The organism is Pantoea sp. PvP021, assembly GCF_054056055.1.
Genome location: NZ_JBSRXX010000008.1, coordinates 31889 through 58147 on the forward strand (window position 1 = coordinate 31889; position 26259 = coordinate 58147).

At 54.1% G+C, this 26259-nt stretch carries 23 protein-coding genes, 6 tRNA genes and 1 other RNA gene; 10 read left to right on the top strand and 20 right to left on the bottom strand.

Features of this window, described 5'->3' with window-relative positions:
• Nucleotides 1-26: 26 nt before the first annotated feature.
• The 5 genes from crr to cysZ form a co-directional block, all read right to left on the bottom strand.
• Nucleotides 27-527: a PTS glucose transporter subunit IIA gene (gene crr / locus ACVKSX_RS18260; RefSeq protein WP_010259911.1), complete on the bottom strand. Its 501-nt coding sequence runs from the start codon at nucleotides 525-527 to the stop codon at nucleotides 27-29.
• Nucleotides 528-569: 42 nt separating this feature from the next.
• On the bottom strand, nucleotides 570-2297 hold the full coding sequence (gene ptsI / locus ACVKSX_RS18265; RefSeq protein WP_010259908.1) for a phosphoenolpyruvate-protein phosphotransferase PtsI: 1728 nt from the start codon (nucleotides 2295-2297) through the stop codon (nucleotides 570-572).
• A 161-nt stretch (nucleotides 2298-2458) separates the two neighbouring features.
• Complete coding sequence (gene ptsH / locus ACVKSX_RS18270; RefSeq protein WP_003848868.1) at nucleotides 2459-2716, bottom strand: phosphocarrier protein Hpr; 258 nt, start codon at nucleotides 2714-2716, stop codon at nucleotides 2459-2461.
• 387 nt (nucleotides 2717-3103) lie between these two features.
• A complete protein-coding gene (gene cysK, locus ACVKSX_RS18275) occupies nucleotides 3104-4072 on the bottom strand; it encodes a cysteine synthase A (protein WP_010259895.1) in 969 nt (322 codons plus the stop codon).
• 141 nt (nucleotides 4073-4213) lie between these two features.
• On the bottom strand, nucleotides 4214-4981 hold the full coding sequence (gene cysZ / locus ACVKSX_RS18280) for a sulfate transporter CysZ (protein WP_010671367.1): 768 nt from the start codon (nucleotides 4979-4981) through the stop codon (nucleotides 4214-4216).
• A gap of 218 nt (nucleotides 4982-5199) precedes the next feature.
• Here cysZ and zipA point away from each other — a divergent pair, with 218 nt between their 5' ends.
• The 3 genes from zipA to ACVKSX_RS18295 all read left to right on the top strand — a co-directional run bounded on the left by zipA (nucleotide 5200) and on the right by ACVKSX_RS18295 (nucleotide 8513).
• Entirely contained in the window at nucleotides 5200-6198 is a 999-nt protein-coding gene (zipA, locus tag ACVKSX_RS18285) for a cell division protein ZipA (RefSeq protein WP_029519439.1), read from the top strand.
• A gap of 76 nt (nucleotides 6199-6274) precedes the next feature.
• Entirely contained in the window at nucleotides 6275-8302 is a 2028-nt protein-coding gene (ligA, locus tag ACVKSX_RS18290) for an NAD-dependent DNA ligase LigA (RefSeq protein ID WP_022624163.1), read from the top strand.
• Nucleotides 8295-8513, top strand: a complete 219-nt coding sequence (locus tag ACVKSX_RS18295; protein ID WP_003848878.1) for a DUF3820 family protein — start codon at nucleotides 8295-8297, stop codon at nucleotides 8511-8513. Before ligA ends, ACVKSX_RS18295 begins: the two co-directional genes overlap by 8 nt.
• Before the next feature lie 27 nt (nucleotides 8514-8540).
• On the opposite strand, the gene ACVKSX_RS18300 is transcribed toward ACVKSX_RS18295, so the two are convergent.
• On the bottom strand, nucleotides 8541-9554 hold the full coding sequence (locus ACVKSX_RS18300) for a bile acid:sodium symporter family protein (protein ID WP_010671370.1): 1014 nt from the start codon (nucleotides 9552-9554) through the stop codon (nucleotides 8541-8543).
• Nucleotides 9555-9649: 95 nt separating this feature from the next.
• Between ACVKSX_RS18300 and ACVKSX_RS18305 the strand changes: the two genes are divergently transcribed.
• Nucleotides 9650-10570 (top strand): LysR family transcriptional regulator, encoded by a 921-nt coding sequence (locus ACVKSX_RS18305; RefSeq protein ID WP_010259882.1) that lies wholly within the window; start codon nucleotides 9650-9652, stop codon nucleotides 10568-10570.
• Here the strand turns inward: ACVKSX_RS18305 and ACVKSX_RS18310 are convergent.
• The 6 genes from ACVKSX_RS18310 to ACVKSX_RS18335 form a co-directional block, all read right to left on the bottom strand.
• The gene (locus ACVKSX_RS18310) at nucleotides 10567-10908 is read right to left on the bottom strand and encodes a FlxA-like family protein (protein ID WP_010259880.1); all 342 of its coding nucleotides are present in this window, start codon (nucleotides 10906-10908) and stop codon (nucleotides 10567-10569) included. The two genes, ACVKSX_RS18305 and ACVKSX_RS18310, sit on opposite strands and share 4 nt — an antisense overlap.
• Nucleotides 10909-11148: 240 nt before the next feature.
• A non-coding RNA gene (locus ACVKSX_RS18315) (RtT sRNA) lies at nucleotides 11149-11284 on the bottom strand.
• A 43-nt stretch (nucleotides 11285-11327) separates the two neighbouring features.
• A tRNA-Lys gene (locus ACVKSX_RS18320) sits at nucleotides 11328-11403 on the bottom strand.
• Nucleotides 11404-11407: 4 nt separating this feature from the next.
• Nucleotides 11408-11483, bottom strand: a tRNA-Val gene (locus ACVKSX_RS18325).
• 34 nt (nucleotides 11484-11517) lie between these two features.
• A tRNA-Val gene (locus tag ACVKSX_RS18330) sits at nucleotides 11518-11593 on the bottom strand.
• 41 nt (nucleotides 11594-11634) lie between these two features.
• A tRNA-Val gene (locus ACVKSX_RS18335) sits at nucleotides 11635-11710 on the bottom strand.
• A 272-nt stretch (nucleotides 11711-11982) separates the two neighbouring features.
• Here ACVKSX_RS18335 and gltX point away from each other — a divergent pair.
• Complete coding sequence (gene gltX, locus ACVKSX_RS18340; RefSeq protein WP_033772366.1) at nucleotides 11983-13398, top strand: glutamate--tRNA ligase; 1416 nt, start codon at nucleotides 11983-11985, stop codon at nucleotides 13396-13398.
• Between the two features lie 33 nt (nucleotides 13399-13431).
• On the opposite strand, the gene ACVKSX_RS18345 is transcribed toward gltX, so the two are convergent.
• The 3 genes from ACVKSX_RS18345 to ACVKSX_RS18355 form a co-directional block, all read right to left on the bottom strand.
• A complete protein-coding gene (locus ACVKSX_RS18345; protein ID WP_010257835.1) occupies nucleotides 13432-13785 on the bottom strand; it encodes a YfeC-like transcriptional regulator in 354 nt (117 codons plus the stop codon).
• 24 nt (nucleotides 13786-13809) lie between these two features.
• Nucleotides 13810-14163, bottom strand: coding sequence for a YfeC-like transcriptional regulator (locus tag ACVKSX_RS18350; RefSeq protein ID WP_010257838.1), 354 nt, complete (start codon nucleotides 14161-14163; stop codon nucleotides 13810-13812).
• A gap of 111 nt (nucleotides 14164-14274) precedes the next feature.
• Nucleotides 14275-15063, bottom strand: coding sequence for a formate/nitrite transporter family protein (locus ACVKSX_RS18355; RefSeq protein WP_010257841.1), 789 nt, complete (start codon nucleotides 15061-15063; stop codon nucleotides 14275-14277).
• Between the two features lie 359 nt (nucleotides 15064-15422).
• Between ACVKSX_RS18355 and ACVKSX_RS18360 the strand changes: the two genes are divergently transcribed.
• Nucleotides 15423-15498: transfer RNA gene (locus tag ACVKSX_RS18360), tRNA-Ala, on the top strand.
• A gap of 44 nt (nucleotides 15499-15542) precedes the next feature.
• Nucleotides 15543-15618: transfer RNA gene (locus tag ACVKSX_RS18365), tRNA-Ala, on the top strand.
• Between the two features lie 326 nt (nucleotides 15619-15944).
• On the opposite strand, the gene ACVKSX_RS18370 is transcribed toward ACVKSX_RS18365, so the two are convergent.
• On the bottom strand, nucleotides 15945-17135 hold the full coding sequence (locus ACVKSX_RS18370) for a NupC/NupG family nucleoside CNT transporter (RefSeq protein WP_010671371.1): 1191 nt from the start codon (nucleotides 17133-17135) through the stop codon (nucleotides 15945-15947).
• A gap of 369 nt (nucleotides 17136-17504) precedes the next feature.
• Here ACVKSX_RS18370 and ACVKSX_RS18375 point away from each other — a divergent pair, with 369 nt between their 5' ends.
• A complete protein-coding gene (locus ACVKSX_RS18375) occupies nucleotides 17505-18746 on the top strand; it encodes an Nramp family divalent metal transporter (protein WP_010257845.1) in 1242 nt (413 codons plus the stop codon).
• Between the two features lie 326 nt (nucleotides 18747-19072).
• On the opposite strand, the gene ACVKSX_RS18380 is transcribed toward ACVKSX_RS18375, so the two are convergent.
• Nucleotides 19073-19468, bottom strand: a complete 396-nt coding sequence (locus ACVKSX_RS18380) for a DUF2502 domain-containing protein (protein ID WP_010257849.1) — start codon at nucleotides 19466-19468, stop codon at nucleotides 19073-19075.
• Nucleotides 19469-19640: 172 nt separating this feature from the next.
• Nucleotides 19641-20630, bottom strand: a complete 990-nt coding sequence (mgrA, locus tag ACVKSX_RS18385; protein ID WP_010257851.1) for an L-glyceraldehyde 3-phosphate reductase — start codon at nucleotides 20628-20630, stop codon at nucleotides 19641-19643.
• Between the two features lie 219 nt (nucleotides 20631-20849).
• On the opposite strand from mgrA, the gene ipdC reads away from it, so the two are divergent.
• Nucleotides 20850-22502: an indolepyruvate decarboxylase gene (gene ipdC / locus ACVKSX_RS18390; RefSeq protein WP_354438093.1), complete on the top strand. Its 1653-nt coding sequence runs from the start codon at nucleotides 20850-20852 to the stop codon at nucleotides 22500-22502.
• Between the two features lie 160 nt (nucleotides 22503-22662).
• Complete coding sequence (glk, locus tag ACVKSX_RS18395) at nucleotides 22663-23628, top strand: glucokinase (protein WP_010257856.1); 966 nt, start codon at nucleotides 22663-22665, stop codon at nucleotides 23626-23628.
• 155 nt (nucleotides 23629-23783) lie between these two features.
• Here the strand turns inward: glk and ACVKSX_RS18400 are convergent, their stop codons facing one another.
• Nucleotides 23784-24512: a LytR/AlgR family response regulator transcription factor gene (locus tag ACVKSX_RS18400; protein WP_003848909.1), complete on the bottom strand. Its 729-nt coding sequence runs from the start codon at nucleotides 24510-24512 to the stop codon at nucleotides 23784-23786.
• Nucleotides 24509-26179, bottom strand: coding sequence for a sensor histidine kinase (locus tag ACVKSX_RS18405; protein ID WP_010257859.1), 1671 nt, complete (start codon nucleotides 26177-26179; stop codon nucleotides 24509-24511). Before ACVKSX_RS18405 ends, ACVKSX_RS18400 begins: the two co-directional genes overlap by 4 nt.
• Nucleotides 26180-26259: the final 80 nt, after the last annotated feature.

Consider the following 26259-nt stretch of genomic DNA (forward strand, 5'->3'; position numbering starts at 1 on the left):
GGTGCCGTTATGTTATGAACGAATGCTTACTTTCTGATGCGAATCACCGGCGTTTCGCCGACGGTGACCTGGCCAGTCAGCTTAATCAATTCCTTGATTTCATCCATGTTGGAGATGACAACCGGTGTCAGGGTTGATTTCGCTTTCTCTTCCAGCAACGGCAGGTCGAACTCGATAACCACGTCGCCTTTTTTGACCTTCTGGCCTTCTTCAGCGATGCGTTTGAAGCCTTCACCTTTCAGTTCTACCGTATCGATACCGAAGTGGACGAACAGCTCAATGCCATTGTCTGATTCGATCGAAAAAGCGTGATTGGTTTCAAAAATCTTACCGATAGTGCCATCAACAGGAGCAACCATTTTGTTGCCGCTGGGCTTGATCGCAATACCGTCGCCCACGATTTTTTCTGCAAACACCACATCTGGTACGTCTTCAATGTTCACGATTTCGCCTGACAGAGGCGCTACGATGTCAATTGTCCCAGCGCTATCCGTTTTTTCGCCAAAAAGTTTAGAAAACAAACCCATGATCTTCTCCTAAGCAGTAATTTGGGGCCAGCATCATGCGGATTAGCAGAGCGTTTTTTCCTTAATGAACTTGTTTACCAGGTTCATTAAATCTTCCGCTGTCGGTTGAGCCAGTGCCTGCTCCGCCAATGCCTTCGCATCTTCAAAATTAGTATTACGAATGATTTTCTTGATGCCAGGGATAGAAATGGCACTCATGCTGAACTCGTCCAGCCCCATTCCCAGTAACAGTAGTGTAGCACGTTCATCACCTGCCAGCTCACCACACATGCCGGTCCATTTACCTTCAGCGTGAGATGCATCAATGACTTGCTTGATTAAGTTAAGCACAGACGGCGCCATTGGGTTGTACAGGTGCGAGATCAAATCATTACCACGATCGACCGCCAGAGTATACTGCGTCAGATCGTTTGTCCCAATACTGAAGAAGTCGACTTCCTTCGCCAGATGATGAGCAATCACGGCTGAAGCCGGGGTTTCCACCATGATGCCGACTTCAATGCTCTCATCAAAGGCTTTACCTTCTTCACGCAACTGCGCTTTCAGCAGTTCCAGTTCCGCTTTCAGGCTGCGAACTTCTTCAACCGAAATAATCATCGGGAACATGATGCGCAGTTTGCCGAAAGAGGAGGCGCGCAGGATGGCACGCAGCTGCGCATGCAGAATCTCTTTGCGGTCCATGGCGATACGGATAGCGCGCCAGCCGAGGAACGGGTTCTCTTCTTTTGGCAGGTTCATGTAAGGCAGGTCTTTGTCGCCGCCGATGTCCATGGTACGCACGATAACGGCCTGTGAACCCATGGCTTCAGCGACGGCTTTGTACGCCTGGAACTGCTCTTCTTCGCTTGGCAGTGAGTCACGATCCATAAACAGGAATTCGGTGCGGTAGAGACCCACGCCTTCAGCGCCGTTACGTTCAGCACCGGCGATATCGCGCACAGTACCGATGTTGGCGCAGACTTCAACCTGATGACCATCCAGCGTAACGGCTGGCAGATCTTTCAGCTTAGCTAATTCATGTTTTTCCGACAGATACTGGTTCTGTACGGCTTTCAGCTCTTCCTGAATCGCTTCTGAAGGATTGACGTGAATCGCATTGTTAACGCCATCCAGAATCAGGAAATCGCCATTTTTAACCGTGACGGTCACATTGCCGGTACCGACAATGGCTGGGATCTCCAGCGAGCGCGCCATGATTGAGGTATGTGAGGTACGGCCACCCAGATCGGTGATAAAGCCCAGCACCTTCTTCAGGTTCAGCTGTGCGGTTTCTGACGGCGTTAAATCTTTTGCCACCAGAATGGATTCGTCCGGAATAGCGCTCAGGTCAACGATATGCAGACCGAGGATGTTTTGCAGCAGACGCTTACCGATGTCACGTACGTCAGCCGCACGCTCTTTCAGATATTCGTCATCTAACTCCTCCAGTGCTTTCGCCTGGCCATCGATGACCGAGTAAGCAGCAGCATCGGCAGAAGCGTGATCTTTTTTGATCAGGTCGATGATTTCCTGCTCCAGCTCTTCATCTTCCAGCAACATAATGTGGCCTTCGAAGATTGCTGCTTTCTCTTCACCGAGGGTTTCACCCGCTTTGACGCGAATCGCTTCCAGTTGTAATGCCGCTTTGCTGCGGCCATCGAGGAAGCGCTGAACTTCCTGCTCAACCTGGTCATCAGAAATTTTCTTGCGGTTGATGACGATCTCGTCTTCTTTCAGCAGCAGTGCTTTGCCGAAAGCGATACCTGGTGATGCTAAAATGCCTGAAATCATAACGCTACCTTTTAATCACGATGGCTGATGGGACTCTGTGCGGTGCCATTGTCGCGGGACACGTACTCTACGAAAGCAATAACGCGGACAGGTTGTCCGCGATCAAGATGTTTGCACTCAATGGCGCAGAGGAGTCGATTTGCTGGAGAGCTGAGCGGAGATTACTCCAGTTCAGCCATCAGTTTGACCAGATGCTCAACTGCTTTCTGCTCGTCTTCACCTTCCGCGGAAAGGGTCACAACCGTTCCCTGGGTTAAACCCAGTGTCTGCAGCTTGAACAGGCTCTTCGCGCTCGCTGATTTACCGTTAGAGGTCACGGTAATTTCTGACTGGAAAGCTTTGGCTTCTTTAACGAATTGCGCAGCTGGGCGAGTGTGCAGACCGTTTGGTGCAGTAATGGTAACTTCTTGCTGGAACATTCTATTTCCCCAACGTTATCAGGATGAGTGTTATGGATCTAAAGTCTAGCCTGGAGCCTTTACTTTAGCCTGTGTAGGTGCGCGGGTATAGCTTCATGCTGACCAAAGACGCGCATGCGTCAAATCTACAGTCCGTTGCGTCTCAAAACCGATTCTACACGTCACCGGTTAATTATGCCGTGATTCGCCGTTTCACTGAATCCGTAAATCGATTCAGCTTGATCCACTTCAAACGCGGATTAATTTCAGGCATCGAAATAATTGGCAGTCTAAATACCAGAGCGGCGTCACTGAAATCAATCTGCCGGGTGATGAAAGTGAGATCTGCACCACAAAAAAGCACCCGATTGGGTGCTTTTTTCTCCATTTTCGGACTATCGGTCTCTGCTACTGAAGCTCTTTTTCAGTGAAGAGATCGGCAAACAAGGCGGTACTCAGATAGCGTTCACCGGAGGAGGGGAGGATCACCACAATATTTTTGTTGGCGAAGGCTTCATCTTCCTGCAGCTTCAGCGCCGCGGCAACGGCAGCACCGGATGAGATACCGGCCAGAATACCTTCCTCTTCCATCAGCCGACGCGCCGTACTGATCGCCTCTTCATTGGTGATGGCCACGACGCGGTCCACCAGATTCAGCTCAAGGTTGCCCGGGATAAAGCCTGCGCCGATACCCTGAATTTTGTGTGGGCCGGGCTTGATCTCATCGCCCGCCAGCGCCTGAGCAATCACCGGGGAATCGGTCGGCTCAACCGCGACGGTAATCAGATCTTTTTTGCCTTTGGTGTTTTTGATGTAGCGGCTCACGCCGGTCAGCGTACCGCCGGTGCCGACACCGGCAATAAAGACATCCACTTCGCCGTCCGTGTCTTCCCAGATTTCCGGGCCGGTGGTCTTTTCATGGATTTCCGGGTTGGCCGGGTTGCTGAACTGCTGCAGCAGCACATATTTATCCGGATTGCTGGCAACAACCTCTTCAGCTTTGCTGATGGCACCTTTCATGCCTTTGGCGCCTTCGGTCAGTATCAGCGTCGCGCCCAGCGCCTTCAGCAACTTACGGCGCTCCACTGACATGGTTTCTGGCATCGTCAGCGTTAATTTATAACCGCGCGCTGCGGCGACATAGGCCAGAGCAATACCGGTGTTGCCGCTGGTCGGTTCAACCAGTTCAACACCCGGTTTCAGAATACCGCGTTTTTCTGCGTCCCAAATCATATTGGCACCGATACGGCATTTTACGCTGAAGCTCGGGTTACGGGATTCAACTTTCGCAAGGATGCGGCCGTTACCGATGCGGTTCAGTCGAACCAATGGCGTATGACCAATTGTCAAAGAGTTGTCTTCATAGATCTTACTCATAGCCTGTCCTTAACTGTATGAATTATTGGGAACCCTATGAGCATACCTTTTCTGCCTGGTGGCGGAAGGAAAGAAATCGTATATCTATATGTCGCCCGGCAATAAGCCCTGCTAAAAAGAGCATAAGGCGCGCTGATGAATTTAACGCAACTCATGACGTGCCAGCGTTGACCGGTAGCGATCGACCCACATGGCGGTGGCACCGCAGACGGCAACCGGCATGATCACCAGGTTCAGAACCGGGATCATGGTGAACAGACTGATTAGCGCGCCAAACTGCATATTGGCCGTTTTGTGCTGACGCAGGGCGTTGCGCATCTGCTGAAACGGCACTTTGTGGTTATCAAACGGGTAGTCGCAATACTGGATGGACAACATCCAGGCGCTGAACAGGAACCACAGCACCGGCGCAACGGTCTGGCCAAAGCCAGGAATAAAGTAGAGCAGCAGCAGTCCCAGCGCGCGGGGCAGGTAATAACCCAGTTTTTGCAGCTCGCGCTTCATAATGCGCGGCACATCCTTAATCATTCCAGCCCAGCCGCTGTCCGGCAGGGGCTTGCCTGTCAGGCGGCCTTCCAGTTGCTCGGCCAGCAGGCCGCAAAACGGAGCGGCAATTAAGTTTGCCAGGGTCGAAAAGAAGTAGCTAAACACCAGCACAATCGCAATCACCGACAGCGGCCATAACAGATAGCTCAGCCACTGCAGCCAGTCCGGAATATGGGCCATCAGCCGCGGGATCCAGTCACCGAGACGATAGAACAGCCAGATGAAAGCGCCACCCAGCATCACGATATTGATCAGCAACGGCATCACTACAAAGCGGCGAATGCCAGGCAGACGTACCAGTTTCCAGCCCTGGCTAAAGTAGTGCATGCCGTTAAAATTTGAGACGGAATTCTCAATGGCCATAAAGCCAGTTCTCCTGAAGATGTTAAGGCGCGCCCACTATAACCTGGCTTTTTCTCCAGGCCAGGTGCCGTTTGGGTAAAAAAACAGCGAAAAAGCGTGGGTTGCCTATCTTATTTGTCAGAAAATAGTGCACAGACTTGCACTTGTGTAGCAGGGCAAATACAGTTAGAGGATAAAGTTTGCCGCGGTGGCAAGGTATTGGAACAACAGAGAATACAATGATGCAGGATTTGCGTCTGATATTAATCGTTGTTGGCGCGATCGCCATTATAGCGCTCCTTCTTCACGGGCTGTGGACCAGCCGTAAAGAGCGTTCGTCAGTGTTCCGCGATCGCCCGCACAAACGTCTAAAACAACGTGATGAAAATGATGAGCAGGACCTGATTGACGACGAGGATGATGGCGTCGGCGAGGTTCGCGTTCGTTCTGATCGCAACGTACATCAGGAACCGCGTTTCGATGAGATTCGCGAGCCACAGCCAGAAGCGCCGCGTAAGCCTGCGCCCGCTGAGCCTGTGCGTCAGCCTGCGCCACGACCCGCACCGCAACCCGAACCTGAAAGCGACCCGCTTTTTAACACGGCACCGCAGCCTGCTCCGCAGTCGCGCCCTGAACCGGTTCGTCAGCAGCCCGCACCCACTTTTGTCGCGCCGCCCGTTCAGGCCGACCCACTGCTGGATCTCGACCCGCTGGAATCTGTACAGCCAGCACCGCAGTACCAGGCAGAACCTGAGCCGCAGCCTGAAGTGACATCGGCGCCCGCGCCAGCACAGCCTGCTGCTAAAGCGCCAGCGGAAAAACCGAAAGAAGCGGTACTGGTGCTGCATGTTGCCGCACACTCGGGCGGTGAACTGAACGGTGAGGCCCTACTGCAGGGTATTCTCCAGGCGGGCTTCCAGTTTGGTGAAATGAACATTTTCCATCGTCATCTCAGTCCGGCTGGCAGCGGCCCTGTATTGTTCAGTCTGGCCAATATGGTTAAGCCGGGCTCATTCAATCCTGACCTGATGACCGATTTCAGCACGCCTGGCATCTCTATCTTTATGATGGTGCCTTCTTATGGCGATGCGAATCAGAACTTCAAGCTGATGCTGCAGTCGGCTCAGCGTATCGCTGATGATGTAGGTGGCGTGGTGCTGGATGATGAGCGTCGCATGATGACGCCACAGAAGCTGGAAACTTACAAAGCGCGTATCCGCGATGTGGTTGGCGTCTGAGACCTGCGCTAAACGCTATCTGAATTGTTAAAAACAAACCCCCGCCTGTCGGGGGTTTTTTATCTGATGGGGCTTTATGAAATCCGTCCAGGATCACATCACCGAACTGCGCACCACGTTGCGCCATCATGAATATCTCTATCACGTTATGGATGCGCCGGAAGTGCCGGATGCTGAATACGATCGTCTGATGCGTGAACTGCGTCAGCTGGAAGAGGAGCACCCGGATCTCATTACGCCAGACTCGCCGACACAACGCGTGGGTGCCGCGCCGCTGACGGTCTTCGAGCAGGTGCGCCATGAAGTCCCGATGCTGTCGCTTGATAACGCCTTTGATGAAGCCACGTTTATGGCTTTCAACAAGCGGGTGCAGGATCGCCTGAAAAGCAGTGACGACATAACCTACTGCTGTGAACTCAAGCTCGATGGCGCTGCGGTCAGCCTGATGTATGAAAATGGTCTGCTGGTCCAGGCCGCAACGCGCGGTGACGGCACAACCGGCGAGAACATTACCGCCAATGTCCGCACCATTCGCGCTATCCCGCTGCGGCTTAAAGGCGACAACATTCCGGCACGGCTGGAAGTGCGTGGCGAAATATTTATGACGCAGCGCGGCTTTGAAAAGCTGAATGAGGAAGCACGCCGGACTGATGGCAAAGTCTTTGCTAATCCGCGCAATGCAGCAGCCGGTTCTCTGCGTCAGCTGGATCCGCGCATTACCGCCAAACGTCCGCTGACCTTCTTCTGCTACGGTTTTGGCCTGCTGGAAGGCGGTGAGATGCCGCACAGTCACATGGGGCGTCTGCAACAGTTTAAAGCCTGGGGCCTGCCGGTCAGCGACCGCATTAAGCTGGTGCACAACGCAGAAGAAGCCCTGGCCTTCTATCGTGATATTGAGCAACAGCGTCCGAATCTGGGTTTTGATATTGATGGCGTGGTGATCAAAGTCGATTCACAGGAACTGCAGGAAAAGCTGGGCTTTGTGGCGCGCGCGCCGCGCTGGGCGATTGCCTTTAAATTCCCGGCACAGGAACAACTGACCTGGGTGCGGGACGTCGAATTTCAGGTTGGCCGCACCGGGGCTATCACACCGGTAGCTCGCCTTGAGCCGGTGCAGGTCGCGGGCGTGATCGTCAGCAATGCCACGCTGCATAATGCGGATGAAATCGAGCGGCTGGGATTACGCATCGGCGATCGGGTGGTCATTCGCCGCGCCGGTGATGTGATCCCGCAGGTGGTCAACGTGGTGCTCGCCGAGCGCCCTGAACAGACGCGTGAAGTCCTGTTCCCGGCACACTGTCCGGTTTGTGGTTCCGAGGTTGAACGGGTCGAAGGGGAATCGGTCACGCGCTGCACGGGCGGTTTAATCTGCGGTGCTCAGCGCAAAGAGGCGCTGAAGCATTTTGTCTCGCGCCGGGCACTGGATGTTGATGGCATGGGCGATAAGATTATCGACCAGCTGGTGGAGAAAGAGTACGTCAACACACCTGCGGATCTGTTCCGTCTCACGGCGGGCAAACTGACCGGACTGGATCGCATGGGGCCGAAATCGGCGCAAAACGTTGTCGACGCGCTGGAGAAAGCGAAATCGACTACGCTGGCGCGTTTCCTCTATGCACTGGGCATTCGTGAAGTGGGTGAAGCCACCGCTGCCAATCTGGCTAACCATTTTGGTGAATTGCAGAAGGTCATGGATGCCGATCTTGAGGCGCTGATTGCGGTGCCGGATGTCGGCAAAGTCGTTGCGGCACACGTGCGCAACTTCATGGAAGAGGAAAGCAACCGTGAGGTTATCCGCCAGCTGGTCGAGGATATCGGTATTCACTGGCCGCAGGTGGTGGTGGTGAGAGCCGAAGAGATCGACAGTCCGTTCGCGGGTAAAACGGTGGTGCTGACTGGCTCACTGTCGCAGATGAACCGCGATGATGCCAAAGCGCAGCTGATCGCGCTGGGCGCAAAAGTCAGCGGCAGTGTCTCAAAGAAAACTGATTTGCTGATTGCCGGTGAAGCGGCTGGTTCAAAGCTGGCGAAAGCAGCGGAGCTTGGCATTGAAGTGATTGATGAAGCGGAAATGATCCGCCTGCTGGGAGCCTCAGATGGATGAACATCAGCTGGTGGCGATAGCCAATACGCCTATGCCGTTTGGCAAATATAAGGGGCGGATGCTGATCGATCTGCCTGAGCCTTATCTGCTGTGGTTTGCCCGCAGTGGGGACTTTCCGTCTGGTCTGCTGGGTGATCTCATGCAACTCACCCTGACAATAAAAATTGAGGGTCTGGAAGGGTTAGTTAAACCGCTTCAGACCCGTAAGTAACGCTGCCCGCACTGGCGGGCAGCCGATCTATTTCTGAGACTCCATTACCGAATCCTTGACCTGCACAGCCTGCTGCTGCTTCTCATTGGTCTTCTTATAACGTCCGGCAATAAATGAGCAGACCATCAGCTGTACCTGGTGGAAAATCATCAGCGGCAGCACAATAATCCCCACGGTACTGGCCGGGAACAGGATATTCGCCATCGGCACGCCATTCGCCAGACTCTTCTTCGAACCACAAAACAGCACCACAATCTCATCGGCGCGTTTAAAGCGGAACAGACGCGAGGCCAGCAGGTTGATAATCAGCACGGCGGTCAGCAGAATGATTGAGCCTGCCACAATCCACAGCAGCGTAATCAACCCAACGCGATGCCAGATGCCATTAACCACCGCTTCACTGAAGGCGGAGTAGACCACCAGCAGAATCGAGGTCTGGTCGGTTTTGCCAATCAGGCTGCGGTGCTTCTCAACCCAGCCACCGATCCAGCGCCGTGAGAGGTGTCCCAGTACGAAAGGCACCATCAGTTGCAGCATAATCTTCCCGATCTGCTCCAGTCCATCGCTGGGCGCGCTGCTGTGAATATCCATCACCAGGTTCACCAGCAACGGCGAAATAAACACACCCAGCAGGCTTGATGCAGAGGCGCTGCATACCGCTGCCGCAACGTTACCGCCCGCCATGGAGGTAAACGCGATAGCGGATTGCACGGTCGCAGGCAGGATACAGAGGTAGATAAAGCCGGTATAAATTTCCGGGCCGACATTAACCGGATGCCACCAGACCAGCAACAGACCCAGCACCGGAAACAGCACAAAGGTGCTGAACATAATCCACAGATGCAACCGCCAGTGACTGCTGCCTGAGATGATCTTTTCACGCGACAGCTTGGCACCATGCATAAAGAACAGCAGTGCTATCGCTGCTGTCGCGAGATAGCTGAATATATCGACGTAGATCCCTCTGGCTGGCAGAAAAGAGGCCAGCAGCACGGTGATGATGAGTTTAACCATCATCGGATCAAGTTTTAAAAATCCCATTGTTAAATTCCGGTAAATTTTTCAATAGCGCGATTGTGCGTGAAAGCTGTTTAGAAATAAAATTGATTTATTGAATTAATCTATGAGCAGAATCGATGAATTACACCCTGCGTCAGCTACGAACCTTTATTGCGGTGGCTCACTATGGCGGATTCAGCCAGGCGGGGCAGGCGATAGGGCTGAGTCAGTCGGCGGTCAGCCACAGTATTAAAGAGCTGGAAGCGGAAACCGGCGTGCGATTGCTGGATCGAACCACCCGGGAGGTGATGCTGACTGAAGCGGGAAAACAGCTGGCGTCACGCATGGAGCGCCTGCTGGAGGAGATTCATACCACGCTGCTGGATATCCGCAGTTTTGGCGAACAGCGCAGTGGTACCGTCAGGGTGGCAGCCAGCCAGACCATTTCCGCTCATCTGATGCCGCAATGTCTGGCTGCCAGCCAGCAACACTTTCCTGACATCAAAGTGATACTGCACGATCGCGCCCAGCAGTGGGTGCTGCAAAGTGTGCGTAACGCCGAAGTCGATTTCGGGATTGTGATTGGGCCACTCAGCGACAGCGATTTTGACAGCATCGCGATTCTGGATGAGCCTTTCCTGCTGCTATGCCGTGATGATGATCCGCTGGCGCAGGTGGAAAGGGCAGAATGGTCAATGCTGGATGGCCGCACCATGGTGCTTCAGGACTATGCTTCGGGCAGTCGGGTCCTCATTGATGCGGCGATGCAGCAGCAGAATATCAGGGCTGAAGTCGTTCAGGAGATTGGTCATCCCGCTACGCTGTTTCCGATGGTGCAGGTGGGGATCGGCATCAGTATTCTGCCCGCGCTGGCGTTACCGTTGCCGGCTGATCGCGCATTAACCGTGCGGCGTCTATATCCGGAGATCAATCGCAGTCTGACGCTGATCAAGCGTAAAAACCGTTCGCTGACGCCTGCTGCCGAAGCGATCTGGCAGGAGGTGCGCCAGCAGGCGACGCTGCTGGCGCAACAACGCGAGGCCAGGCCCGCATTTTAGATGTAGACGTCAATTTTGTTGGTGTCGGTAGGGCGGTTAATCCCGTCTGCTTTGCTCTCACTGACAGACGAGCTGTCACTCTTTGGCTGATCCTGCTCGGCCTGCTTCTGTTCCAGCTGAGCAATCTGTGCCTGCAGCATGGTGATTTGTGACTGATACATCTGCTGCATTTCAGACTTCTGTTCGTCAGTCAGTTCTTTGTTGTCGGCCAGCTCTTTGACTTGCGTTAAGACGTTCTGAATCTGTTTATTCAGCGCCGCGACCTGCGAGGCAACACTACCGCCACCGCTGTCACCGCCACTGACTGCACTGCTTAGAATTCCGGAAATTGAAGACATCATTTTTCTCCCTGTAAGTTGTCAGATACGTTATCGGCACGCTGTGAAACGACTTGAGAGCTGAAATTGTTAAGGTTGCGAAAAGGCGAGAGCTTATCTGTTAAGCCAATGTCAGTGCTCCCTGATCCAGCACGCTTTTTAAAGCCTGAAGTCGCAGAAAAGGGCAGTTCAGATTTAAGTCATGCTTAAGTCAGTGCAGCAGAAACGAAAAAAGCGCCTTAAAGGCGCTTTTTTCTGAATTGGTGGGTCGTGCAGGATAGCCTCGGCCCGTCGTGGGCCTCGCCCTGCGGGTGATGCTGTCGCATCAGCCTGAATCGCTCCCGGCGATTCAGTCGAACCTGCAGCAGGTTCTCACCCTGCACGGTAAAGTCCGTGCCCCGGAAACGAAAAAAGCGCCTTAAAGGCGCTTTATTCTGAATTGGTGGGTCGTGCAGGATTCGAACCTGCGACCAATTGATTAAAAGTCAACTGCTCTACCAACTGAGCTAACGACCCGAAGTGGTGGGTGATGACGGGTTCGAACCGCCGACCCCCTCCTTGTAAGGGAGATGCTCTACCAACTGAGCTAATCACCCACTTCGTACTTCAGTACTACTAACAGGCAAGATATGGTGGGTGATGACGGGTTCGAACCGCCGACCCCCTCCTTGTAAGGGAGATGCTCTACCAACTGAGCTAATCACCCATATCTTCATACCTGTTCACTGCGGGCCACGCTGTTAAGAGTGGTGGGTGATGACGGGTTCGAACCGCCGACCCCCTCCTTGTAAGGGAGATGCTCTACCAACTGAGCTAATCACCCCCGCTGTGTGGAGTCGCATTATAGGGATAGTTGATTTTGAGTCAACGCTTTTTAAAACATAAATGTGCGTTCGGTTTATTTTTAAACACCCTGTCGCGCTTTTAGCCAATGTGCTGGTTTTACTGGCAGAAAAGCCCCTTTTCCCGGGCGGCAACCGGCGGGCATGCATTGAGGATTCACCGTCAGATGCTAGAATGTGCCCACTGTTTTTTCGCGTCTAACCTGTTTTTTGTCATCCAGACAGAGAACCCGCGCATCTAAGGCAATACTCAATGAAAATCAAAACACGCTTCGCGCCCAGCCCGACTGGCTATCTGCATGTAGGTGGCGCCCGTACCGCACTTTACTCCTGGCTCTTTGCCCGTCACAACCAGGGCGAGTTCGTGCTGCGCATTGAAGATACCGATCTGGAGCGCTCCACGCCGGAAGCTATCGAAGCCATCATGGATGGCATGAACTGGCTGAGCCTCGACTGGAATGAAGGCCCTTACTACCAGACAAAACGTTTTGATCGTTACAACGCGGTCATTGATGAAATGCTGGAAGCGGGCACCGCCTATAAATGCTACTGCTCTAAAGAACGTCTGGAAGCGCTGCGTGAAGAGCAGATGGCCAACAACGAAAAGCCGCGTTACGACGGCCGCTGCCGTGACAGCCATGAACATCATGCAGATGATGAGCCGTGCGTTGTGCGTTTCCGCAATCCGCAGGAAGGTTCGGTCATCTTTGACGACCAGATCCGTGGCCCGATTGAGTTCAGCAACCAGGAGCTGGATGATCTGATCATCCGCCGCACCGATGGTTCGCCAACCTACAACTTCTGCGTCGTCGTGGATGACTGGGATATGGGCATCACCCATGTGATTCGCGGTGAAGACCACATTAACAACACGCCACGTCAGATCAACATCCTCAAAGCGATTGGCGCGCAGGTTCCGGTCTATGCCCATGTCTCAATGATCCTGGGTGATGATGGCAAAAAGCTCTCCAAGCGTCATGGCGCGGTAGGGGTGATGCAGTATCGTGATGATGGCTACCTGCCAGAAGCGCTGCTCAACTACCTGGTTCGTCTGGGCTGGTCACATGGCGATCAGGAAATCTTCAGCGTGGCCGAAATGGCTGAGCTCTTTACCCTGGATGCAGTCAGTAAGTCTGCCAGTGCGTTCAACACTGAGAAACTGCAGTGGCTGAACCATCACTACATCAATACGCTGCCGCCAGAATATGTGGCGACACACCTGCAGTGGCATATTGAAGAGCAGAAAATTGATACCCGCACGGGGCCGGAACTGGCGAAGCTGGTTGGTCTGTTAGGCGAGCGCTGCAAAACATTGAAAGAGATGGCTGCATCCTGCCGCTACTTCTATGAAGACTTTGCAGAATTTGATGCCGATGCCGCGAAGAAACATCTTCGTCCGGTAGCGCGTCAGCCGCTGGAAGTGGTACGCGATAAGCTGGCCGCGATTGAAGAGTGGACGGCTGAAAACGTACATCAGGCTATTCAGAGCACCGCAGATGAGCTGGAAGTCGGGATGGGGAAAGTGGGCATGCCGCTGCGCGTGGCCGTGACCGGTGCCGGTCAGTCACCCGGACTGGATGTCACCGTGGAAGCGATAGGCCGCAGCCGCAGCATTGCACGTATTGAGCAGGCGCTGGCCTTTATCAGTGAGAGGGAAGCGCAGGCTTAATAAACAGAACCGGAAGCTTCGCGCTTCCGGTTTTTACTCTTCAGTAATATCCAGACGCTGCAACATGCCTTTAATACCTATCCGTAATATCAGCGCTGACAGCTGCTCCTGTTCAGCCTGACTCATTTGTGGAACCGCATTCACCAACAGTGCCGTCAGTGAATCTGCCGGAACCCTGTACATTGCGGCGGGTTCGTGCAGGCTACGCGTCGAATGGATAAATTTTTCTACGCGATCATCGACATGAATCAATCGCGCCTTGCCGCCCTGAATGCCGGGTCTGGGCAGGGTGGTCCAGTTTTCGCGCTTAATCCATTTGTTCACTGTCTGTCGGCTCAGGCCCGTCTCTGAGGCGAGTTCTTCGGGTGTTAACCATTCCTTTTTCATCATACCTTCCCTGATAAATACACCTTACTCTTCGCTGATTCCCAGTCGCTGCAAAACGCCCTTGATACCTTCGCGTAAGATTAGTGCAGTGAATTGATCCTGCTCGTCCTGAGTCATTTGCTGGACGGAACTTATTAATAACGCAGGTAATGAATTAGACGGAGTGCCATAAGTTGCCGTCGGCTCGTTAAGGTTACGGGTCGACTGAATAAAACTTTTCACGCGCTCATCAATGTGAATCAATCGGGCTTTACCGCCTTGCACACCGGGCTTCGGCGTGGTCGTCCAGTTTTCCCGCTTGATCCATTTATTCACCGTTTGCCGACTGTAACCCGTCTCTGCAGCCAGCTCTTCGGGTGTAAGCCATTCCTTTTTCACGATGCAGTCCCTGATTAATACATTAGCAGGACATATTACAGCAAAACGTAACGGGTGAAAGTAACTGAAGCTGAAATTGCCTTTTGTCTCTCGACAAAAGGCAAAACATCATTACTGAGGATTACTGGCGGGTTCAGCGGCAGGGCGGAATGCAAGGAAATAGGCCAGACCAACGAAAACGGCACCACCCACGGCATTGCCTGAGAAGACGGCAATAAAATTAGGGAAGTACTCTGCCCAGCTCATCTGACCGGCAAAAATGGCGGCCGGAATAATAAACATGTTAGCGACAACGTGCTGGAAGCCAATGGCCACAAATGCCATCACCGGGAACCACATGCCGAAGATCTTGCCGACCACATCTTTACTGGCAAAGGCCAGCCATACCGCCAGGCAAACCAGCCAGTTACAGCCGATACCGGAAATAAAGGCGTGCAGGAAATCAGCGTGGACTTTTGCAGAAGCGATAGCAACGGTCTTCTTCAGGTAATCGCCCTCGGTCATACCCAGCATGTGACCAAAGAACCAGGCGACAGCCACGCTGCCGAGAAAGTTAGCCAGGGTAACCCAGAACCAGTTGCGCGCCACGCTCATAAAGCTGATGCGACGGGCGAACCAGGCCACCGGTAATGTCATCATATTACCGGTCAGCAGCTCACCACCCGCCAGCACGGTCATGATGATCCCCACCGGGAAGACCGCGGCACCTAACAGGCCACCAAAAGAGCCCCATTCAGCGGGAAGGGTGTTGATCACGTGAAGATCCAGCAGGAAGCCGGTCGCAATAAATGCGCCCGCCATAAAGCCGAGAATCAGAAGGATGCTGACAGGTGCACGGCTTTTAGCCACGCCTGACTGGATCGCCAGTTGTGCGATTTCTTTAGGTGTATGCAGCGACATAGTATCTCAGTAGTTTTTTTATGATTAATGGGACGATAACGCCTGGTGGACGCGTGGTGCGCGGGAGAGGGTCCCGGGTACCACTAAATTAGCGGGCTAAGTTTTGCATGCGAAAAAGCCGAAGACAAGAAAATTCCTATAACATATTTAACCGTGAATTAACCTGACGGCAGACTGAATAACAGTTAAAAAACGGTCCTGTGTGAACAGACACGATTTTCCCCTGCAGCATGCTGCTGAAACTTCGCAGGTTGCCGCCTTTTTCAGCGATCAAACAGAGAATGTCATTTTGCCGTTGACACCCCGGAGGGGGTTTCATATTATGCCGTCCGTCGCTTAACGCGACAGTTTTTCGGTTCGGGGCTATAGCTCAGCTGGGAGAGCGCCTGCATGGCATGCAGGAGGTCAGCGGTTCGATCCCGCTTAGCTCCACCAAACTTCTTCCCAAAAGTTTGGCACTGAAAAACGATTCCAGATGTGGGGGTATAGCTCAGCTGGGAGAGCGCTTGCATGGCATGCAAGAGGTCAGCGGTTCGATCCCGCTTATCTCCACCATTTTCTGACACGCCGTTGTCAAAATCCTTTCTGATTAATCTCTTATTCGCCAGTTGCTGCGGATCCCAACGCTATTGCTTTGCCATTCACGCTGCTGCGCACGCTTAATTGCGTTATTAACCGGCATAACCTGTCATGAAATCCGATGCTGTTTGCAGGACGTTGTGCCGCCTCTCGTGCACTATCTGAATGCAGATGTGACATGTGCAATGAAAGAGGTAACGCGGGAAAGGGGAATCAGCGGGAAGCAGAGCAAGGATAGAGCAGAAAGAGAAGGGCGAGACCTGCTCGCCCTTTGATGCTTAGAGTAGTGCGCAGAACCGTGCTTAGAACGCCAGAACCAGACCGGCGATAGCGGCGGAAAGCACGCTCACCAGCGTAGAGCCGTACAGCAGCTTCAGACCAAAGCGGGAAACCACGTTACCCTGTTCTTCGTTCAGACCTTTAATCGCACCGGCCACGATGCCGATAGAAGAGAAGTTAGCGAACGAGACCAGGAACACAGAAAGAATACCTTCTGAATGTGGTGACAGCTGACCCGCGATTTTCTGCAGATCCATCATGGCAACAAACTCATTCGACACCAGCTTGGTCGCCATAATACTGCCGACCTGCAACGCTTCGCCAGCAGGCACGCCCATCACCCAGGCAAACGGATAGAAGACAAAGCCGAGAACGCCCTGGAAGGAGATGCCGAAGATCAGATCAAACAGCGCATTCAGACCTGAAATCAGCGCGATAAAACCAATCAGCATGGCGGCAACGATAATCGCGACGCGGAAACCGGCCAGGATATACTCGCCCAGCATCTCAAAGAAGCTCTGGCCTTTGTGCAGATCCTGCAACTGCAGATCTTCTTCGTTCTCAACGCGATAAGGGTTGATCAGCGACAGCACGATAAAGGTGCTGAACATATTGAGCACCAGCGCGGCGACCACATACTTCGGCTGCAGCATGGTCATGTAGGCGCCGACTATCGACATCGATACGGTCGACATCGCGGTCGCGGCCATGGTGTACATGCGGCGCTGTGACATTTGGCCCAGGATATCTTTATAGGCGATGAAGTTTTCTGATTGTCCCAGTATCAGAGAACTTACGGCGTTGAAAGATTCCAGTTTTCCCATGCCATTCACTTTCGACAGTACGGTACCAATACCGCGAATCACCCATGGCAGGATACGGAAATGCTGCAGAATACCGATCAGCGCAGAGATAAAGACGATAGGGCACAATACGTTAAGGAAGAAGAAGGCCAGGCCTTTGTCGCTCATGTTGCCGAAGACGAAGTTGGTACCCTCAGCGGCATACTTCAGCAGATGGTCAAAGAAGCCCGCGAATCCTTTGACGAAACCGAGTCCCGCTTCTGAGTTCAGGAAGAACCAGGCGAGCACAATTTCAATCACCAGTAGCTGTATAATGTAGCGAATGCGAATGCTTTTACGATCGTGACTAACCAGCAAGGCGAGTATCCCGACCACCACCAGTGCTAAAAGAAATTGCAAAATATGGGACATGGTTGCTCCAAATTTGAGGAGGGTTGTATTTTGTTGCGTATTCTATGTAACGCGTTACTTAAAAACGAGATCTGAACCACAATATAAGTATTCGCTATCGTTATATTTTCCAGAAAAGTTCCAGAGATCACGTCCTGTTTACAAATACTTCACTTCAGATAACCACATAATTATTGTCTGAATTTTACACCGGGCGTAAAGTGACACTATTGCTCACATTTTTAGCAATCACATCCTTTACTGTAATGTATAGCAATGGCTATACTTTATAGCAGCATCTATTACACCGATAACAACAAACGAATTTCACTTGCACCTGCTAACCCCTAAGCTGCCGGGGCAGGCAAATGTTCAGACAGGGTACCGGATATGTTTGAAAGTCGTACCGCCGAGCGCGCCGCTCGCGGAGTCAGAAAAGTCAAACTCGCACTACTGGGGCCCGCTTTTATCGCCGCTATCGGCTATATCGATCCGGGCAACTTTGCGACCAACATTCAGGCGGGCGCTGCTTACGGCTACAAATTGCTGTGGGTGGTGGTATGGGCCAACATCATGGCCATGCTGATTCAGCTGATGTCAGCCAAGCTGGGTATCGCTACCGGCAAAAACCTCGCTGAACACATCCGCGATCGTTTTCCCCGGCCCGCCGTCTGGTTTTACTGGGTGCAGGCGGAAATTATCGCCATGGCCACTGACCTGGCGGAATTTATCGGTGCCGCGCTGGGGTTCAAACTGCTGCTCGGCATTTCTTTGATGCAGGGCGCGGTGCTGACCGGCATCGCCACGTTCCTGATATTAATGTTACAGAGCCGGGGGCAAAAGCCGCTGGAGCTGGTGATTGGCGGACTGCTGCTGTTTGTGGCGGCGGCCTATATCGTTGAACTCTTTTTCTCACAACCCAGTGTCAAAGAGCTGGTGATCGGCATGGCGCTGCCCGCGTTACCAACGTCGGATGCCGTATTCCTGGCGGCGGGTGTGCTGGGTGCGACCATTATGCCGCACGTGATTTACCTGCACTCCGCGCTGACGCAGGGTAAAAGTGAGGACAGCAAAGGTCAGCGGTACTCCTCAACTAAACTGGATGTGGCGATTGCCATGACCATCGCCGGATTTGTTAACCTGGCAATGATGGCGACCGCCGCAGCGGCGTTTCACTTCAGCGGTCACAGTAAAATCGCTGAACTCGATCAGGCCTATCTGACGTTGCAACCGCTGTTAGGTCAGGCAGCGGCGACGGTGTTTGGTCTGAGCCTGGTGGCCGCCGGATTATCTTCAACGGTGGTCGGTACGCTGGCGGGGCAGGTGGTGATGCAGGGCTTTATCCACTTCCATATTCCCCTGTGGGTGCGCCGAACCGTCACCATGCTGCCCTCCTTTATTGTCATCTGGGCCGGCTGGGACCCGACAAGGGTTCTGGTAATGAGTCAGGTGCTGCTGAGTTTCGGTATTGCGCTGGCGTTGATTCCGCTGCTCTCCTTTACCGGCAACCGCGAGCTGATGGGCGACGATATGGTTAACTCGCGTCTGATGCAGAATACCGGGCGACTGATCGTGCTGCTGGTGATTACGCTGAATCTTTACCTGCTGGTGGGTGAAGCGCTGGGGCTGTAGCGGTTATGGTAAACAAGAAAACGCCCGGCTATGCCGGGCATTGCAGACAACTGACAAACTCAAGTCAGATATCTTTCAGCCGCGAATTAGCTTAAAGCACAGGGAATCCGGTCAGAGGAGGAAAGCGTCCCGCGCCAGGGACAAAAACGCCGGGAGCGTTTTTGAACAACGCAACGCGTTGGCCCGTAGCCGGGCCGAGCATGTCAGGGATGACATCTTTTGCGTCTTTCCGATCTGACCGGGTTTCCTGTGCTGGCTCCGTCTGGCAGCAATCAGGCCTGACCTAATCAATAAATAAAAGCGCCCGGTTCTGCCGGGCGTTTTTATTAATGGCGATCGTGTCCGTGATGGTCTGGACCGCGATGGTCAGGACCACGACGGTCATGATGATCCCATCCACGATCACGATCGCGGCGATACTGATGTTCCCAGCGACGCTCACGGTCGCGCTCATGCCAGCGGCGTTCGCGCTCCCACTGCTGCTGACGACGCCACTCTTCGTGTCGCCACCAGCGGCGTTCGTTGTAAGAATAGCGGTCGTTCCACCAGCGCGGTTCACGCCAGCGACCACCATCCCAGTAATAGCCACGGCGATCGCGATCGCCAAGATTCAGGGTGACGCCGGGGGCCAGAGTAATAGAGGCACTGGAGGCCTGGGCTGTGTGGTGTGCCAGCGGCGACAACAGGGCCAGCAGGGCAGCAAAAATAAGGGCTCTTTTCATTTTCTTCTCCTCATCAACAGTCTGACGCTGTTGCGGCGCAGCGATTATGCCTGCGTATTGCTGTTGTTACCGCATCATTGTGTCGGAAGATTGTGAGGAAATTGGGGAGAGAAAGGGGTTTGAGACTATTCTGGCGCAGAAAACGCCCAGCCTCAGCCGGGCGCTAAAACCGTTACAGCAGCGCCGCGTCAATCGCAGCTAACTCGCTGTCGCTGAACTGACGGCGAGCGAGCATCGCCACCGCGTCATCGATCTGGGCTGTTTTGCTGGCTCCGATCAGTACTGAAGTCACACGCTCATCGCGCAGCACCCACGCCAGCGCCATCTGCGCCAGCTTCTGTTCGCGCTGCTGCGCAATAGCATTAAGCTTGCGGACTTTCTCCATCTTCTCATCCGTCAGCTGGTTCTCATTCAGGAACTTGCTGCCGCTGGCCGCGCGCGAATCTTCCGGAATGCCCTGCAGATAGCGATCGGTGAGCACGCCGCCTGCCAGCGGAGAGAAGGCGATACAGCCGACGCCCGCATCGCCCAGCGTCTGAATCAATCCCTGCTCAGGTGTGCGTTCAAACATCGAATAGCGCGGCTGGTGAATCAGACAAGGGGTGCCGAGATCGCGCAGGATAGCTATCGCTTCGGCGGCGAGATCGGCCGGATAGTTAGAAAGGGCAGCGTAAAGCGCTTTGCCCTGGCGCACCACATGATCCAGCGCGCGCATCGTCTCTTCCAGCGGGGTTTCCGGATCGGGACGGTGATGATAGAAAATATCCACATACTCCAGCCCCATTCGCTTCAGGCTCTGATCCAGACTGGCGACCAGATATTTACGCGAACCCCAATCCCCATAAGGCCCCTGCCACATGGTATAGCCCGCTTTAGTGGAGATGATCAGCTCATCACGATGGGCACGAAAATCTTCCCGCAGAATACGCCCGAAGTTCTCTTCGGCTGAGCCAGGGGGTGGACCGTAATTGTTGGCTAAGTCGAAGTGCGTGATGCCAAGGTCAAACGCATGACGCAGCAGCTCACGGCTGTTATCGACCCGGGTACTGTCACCAAAGTTATGCCACAGTCCCAGCGAAATGGCGGGCAGTTTGATTCCGCTGCGGCCGCTGCGGCGATATTCCATCTGTTGATAGCGATCGGGATGAGGGAAAAGGGACATTCAGCGCTCCTGGGTAAAAACGGGGATATGTGCCAAAAGTCTATCAGTGTATACGGTTACACTCAGTGACAGCGCGCTGCAATTCGCATTTTTACAGAATATTCCGCCAGCGTAACGTCGCCTTTCCAGCCATTGCGGCTGGCTAAAATAGCGGCACGCCTCGCTAATTTCATCCTGTGTCAGATACTTAACCCGACTCTTCCCTGAAAGGAATGCGCAATGTCCACGTTCACTGTTGGAGATTACCTGCTGACCCGTCTGCAGGAGATTGGTGTAAAGCATCTGTTTGGCGTGCCGGGCGACTATAACCTGCAATTTCTTGACCACGTCATCGCCCATCCGGCCATCAGCTGGGTAGGCTGCGCTAATGAGCTTAACGCAGCCTATGCGGCAGACGGTTATGCACGCTGCAACGGCGCGGGAGCGCTTTTGACCACCTTTGGTGTGGGCGAGCTCAGCGCGATTAATGGCATTGCGGGCAGTTATGCCGAGTATCTGCCGGTGATCCATATCGTTGGCGCGCCTGCGACGCAGGCCCAGTTGCAGGGGGATTGTGTTCATCATTCGCTGGGCGATGGCGATTTCCAGCATTTTATTCGCATGGCCACAGAAGTCAGTGCGGCAACGGCACAGCTTACCGCCGACAACGCCACGGCTGAGATTGATCGGGTGATCGTCAGTGCGCTGCAGGCCCGTCGTCCCGGCTATTTGTCGCTGGCCGTCGACGTGGCGGCCATGGAGGTGCAGCCACCCGCGCAGCCCCTGAACAGTCATCAATCCTCTTCGCCCGCTGCGCGTCGCGCTTTCAGCGATGCGGCGGAACGTTTGCTGGCACCGGCGCAGCGGGTTTCACTGCTGGCCGATTTTCTTGCGCTGCGCTGGCAGCAGCAGTCCGCACTGGCCGCGCTGCGTGAACAGTGTGCGATTCCCTGTGCCAGCCTGCTGATGGGCAAGGGGGTTCTGGATGAACAGCAGCCGGGTTACGTCGGTACCTATGCCGGTGAGGCCAGCGCAGGTCAGGTGTGCGAACAGATCGAGCAGGTGGATGTGGCGATCTGCGTCGGGGTGCGATTTACCGACACCATTACTGCAGGCTTCACGCAGCAGTTTAACCCTGAGCGACTGATTGATCTGCAGCCCTCCAGCGCCAGCGTGGGCGGTGAACGTTTTGCGCCACTGTCGATGGCGGATGCGCTGAGCGAACTGCTGCCGCTGTTTAAACGCTATGGCCAGCAGTGGCAACCCGCCGCCGCACCGCCCGCCGCGCAATCTGCAGAACCGGCGGCGGTAATCAGCCAGCAGGCGTTCTGGCAGGCGATGCAGGCATTCCTGCAACCCGGCGACCTTATTCTGGCCGAGCAGGGGACAGCTGCCTTTGGGGCCGCCGCGTTAAGATTGCCCTCGCAGGCGCAGCTGGTGGTTCAGCCATTATGGGGATCAATCGGCTATACTCTTCCGGCAGCATTTGGCGCGCAGACTGCCGATCCTGATCGCCGGGTTATCCTGATCATCGGGGACGGTTCGGCGCAGCTGACAATTCAGGAACTGGGTTCGATGCTGCGTGACCAGCAGCGACTGATACTCTTTTTGCTGAATAATGAAGGCTATACCGTCGAACGGGCGATTCACGGCGCAACACAACGTTACAATGATATTGCCCAGTGGAACTGGACGGCCTTACCGCACGCCCTTAGCCTGCAGGGCCAGGCGCAGAGCTGGCGTATCAGTGAAACGGTGCAGTTAGAGGAAGTGATGGCGCGACTCTCAGAGCCGAAGTGGCTCTCTCTGGTTGAAGTCGTCATGCAGAAAGAGGATTTGCCGCCACTGCTACGAAAAGTCACCGCCTGCCTGAATCAACGCAACGGCGGCTAAGATTCAGATAGTTGCCGCTGTGCAGGGTGGACTATCGCGGTTAGGCTGTAGCACACCTGAGTAAGACGCTCACCAATCGCACCGGTGAGCGTTGTTGTTTTATGGGCAGAATTTTATAGTGTCCTCCAACTCTTAAGACCCCAAGCGGAGCAACAGAAGAATGACAACCTATGCCTTGGTCGGCGATGTCGGCGGTACTAACGCACGCCTCGCCCTGTGTGAGGTGGAAAGCGGCAGCATCACCCAGGCCAAAACATTCTCAACATCAGAATACGACAGCCTCGAAGCCGTCATCCGCCACTATCTTGATGAACAACAGCAGGACGTTAAAGATGGCTGTATTGCCATTGCCTGCCCGATTACCGATGACTGGGTTGAAATGACCAACCATGACTGGGCGTTTTCCACGCGCAAGCTCAAAGAGAACATCGGTTTTGAACACCTGGAAATCATTAACGACTTCACTGCGGTATCTATGGCGATCCCGATGCTGACCGCCGAAAACGTGATTCAGTTTGGCGGTACAGAGCCAGTCAAAGATAAACCTATCGCGATTTATGGTGCCGGCACCGGATTAGGCGTCAGCCATCTGGTGCATGTGGACAAGCGCTGGGTCAGCCTGCCAGGTGAGGGCGGTCATGTCGACTTCGCTGCCAACAGCGAAGAAGAAGATCAGATCCTGGAAGTGCTGCGCGAAGAGCTGGGCCATGTTTCAGCGGAACGTGTGCTGTCAGGTGCCGGTCTGGTTAACCTCTATCGTGCGATTGTTAAAGTGGATAATCGCGTGCCGGAAAACCTGAAGCCGAAAGATGTCAGCCAGCGTGCGCTGGATGACAGCTGCACCGACTGCCGTCGCGCGCTGTCAATGTTCTGCGTCATCATGGGCCGTTTCGGCGGCAACCTGGCGCTGAATCTTGGCACCTTTGGTGGTGTCTATATTGCCGGTGGCATCGTGCCACGCTTCCTGGAGTTCTTTAAGTCGTCGGGTTTCCGTGCGGCGTTTGAAGATAAAGGCCGCTTCCGCGACTATGTTGCCAGCATCCCGGTTTATATGATTACGCACGACCAGCCTGGCCTGCTGGGCGCGGGCGCGCATCTGCGCCAGACGCTGGGTCGCGAAATCTGATTCTGCTTTACCTCGCGCGCACTGCCATTCTGCGCGCGAGCGATTTTCCCGATCGGCCTGCTTCAGCGGGGCAGGATCGGGAAAACCCCCCGGACTTTTTGCTGCTCTCCTGCTTCGCCATCCCCCTTTCTGAACAGACCTTTAACCCTCCTGCGCTACAGGCGCATCAGCTGTCGAAACTGCTTCACCTTACTGCGGCTGACCGGCACCTGAAACTCCAGATCGCGCAGCTTCAGCAGATAGGTATTGTTAAACCACGGCTCGATTTCACGAATCTTGCTGAGGCTGACGCAGTAAGAGCGGTGGCAGCGGAAAAATTGCTGTTCCGGCAGGCGTGAACAGAACTCGGTAATATTCATCGACATCACGTAGGATTCGCGCCGGGTATAAACAAACGTCAGCTTCTCATGCGCCTCAACGTAGTAAATATCATTCACGTCAGTGACGATAATGCGCTCATCTTTGATCAGGTTGACTGTCTGCGGCGCGGGCGTGGCGCTGAGATGGCTGACCGCCTGCTGCGCCTGCGCTGTGGCTTCGAGCTTGTTCAGCATGGTAACAATCCGCGACTCCTGGTAGGGCTTGAGAATGTAGTCAAACGCCTCCAGCTCAAACGCTTCTACCGCATGCTCTTTCCACGCGGTAATAAAGACAATCAGTGGCTTGTGGGCAAACTGATGGATATTCTGTGCCAGCAGCATGCCATCCAGTGAGGGGATGTTGATATCGAGGAAAATCACATCAACCCGATGCTGTTGCAGGTACTTCAGCACGTCCAGACCATCGTCAAAACAGGCTTCGATCTCGATTTTGCTGTGATGCTGAATCATCCAGCTCAGCTCCTGCTGCGCCAGGAATTCATCTTCCACAATAATGGCTTTCATAACAGATTCTCCGCCAGGCGCTGGCCATTCTTACTCAGCGTAAAGGAAATCTCGGTGCCCGGCTGATGCCGCACGATATTCAATCCCTGACCCGACAAAAGTTTTACCCGATGATGCACATTGAGCAGGCCGATTTTATTACCGGGCATCTCGTTGCGCGCCACCCGTGCTATCACTTCGTCACTGATGCCCTGGCCGGTGTCCCGCACCGAGATCCGCACCTGATCGCCCAGATCCCGGACGCTCAGCGTCACCACGCCTTTGCCTTTACAGGGCTGGATGCCATGGACAATGGCATTCTCCACCAGAGGCTGGATCAGCAGACTCGGCAGCAGAAAATGGAGATCCTCATCGACGTCATAGATCATCGTCAGCTTATCGCCAAACCGGGCCTGCTCGATGGCGATGTAATCTTTCACCTGCCACAGCTCTTTACGGATGTCGATTAGCTCATCGTCGTTCAGTTCCAGGTTGTAGCGCAGATAGCGTGACAGGTTGATCACCAGCTGGCGGGCGGTATCGGGATTGAGCCGGATAGAAGAGGAGATAGCATTCAGGGCGTTGAACAGGAAATGAGGATTTATTTTACTTTGCAGCGCGCGCAGTTCCGCTTTATTAGCCATCTCGCGCAGCTGCTCGGCACGCGACACTTCAAGTTGGGTTGAGATGATTTGTGACAGGCCGATCGCCATCTCCTTCAGCGAGCCGGTAATACGGTGTGCGCGGCGATAGTAGATTTTCAGCGTGCCGGTGACTTTGCCTTTCTCCCACAGCGGGATCACGATCATGGAGTGAATATCTTTGGTGCGATGCGCTTCATCGTTGTTCTTAATGATAATTTTACCGCTGGCGATCGACTGCGCCGTGGTGGGGCTGATGCCATCATCCCCATGTTTATAATTGTGTTCGCCATAGCCGACGTAGGCCAGAATCTGTTTTTTATCGGTCATCGCCACCGCATCGGCTTTGATCTCCCGTCGGATAATGTCACAGATGTTGCGCAGCGAGTCGCTGTTCACCTGACGAAACAGCGGCAGGGTTTTATTGGCGATCTCCAGCGCCAGCTTGGCCTGGCGGGCAGCAATCGCCTCTTTCTCACCCTCAACGCTCTGCACCAGCAGCACAATGATACCGATACTGGAGGCACCGAGGATCATCGGCAGGGCAATTTCCGACACAATCGCCAGCCCGAGTGAGGTGGGGCGCGCCCACACAACAATCAACAACATCGTCAGGGCTTCACAGAGCATGCCGCCGACGATACCGGCACGCCAGCGGTGCTCTTTCAGTACCCGGCGATTAATACCGCCCGCGACGATACCGGCAATGATGCTGGTAATCAGGCAGGGCACGGAGGTTACGCCGTGAATATCGATCAGAAAACGGTGCAGACCGGCAATAACCCCGGTGGCGATCCCGACCCAGGGACCAAACAGAATGCCACCCGCCATCACGGCGATGACCCGCACATTCAGCAGTGAACCATCGACATCGACACCCGACCAGGTACTGAACAGCGCAAACAGGGAAAAGATGGCAGTAACCGCCACTTTCTCCGCACGGGTGTGTTCATCTTTTTGCAGCAGCTGACGAAACGGGCGGGTGCGTGTCAGGAAGAACAGGCAGATCAGCATCAGGGCGGCGCGGTCAAATACTGCCAGTAACATCGTGAAGTGGGAGGACACAGGCGACTCGTCGGCAATGGAAAGTGCCTCTATGATAAAAAATGTGATCGCGAACCGCTAGC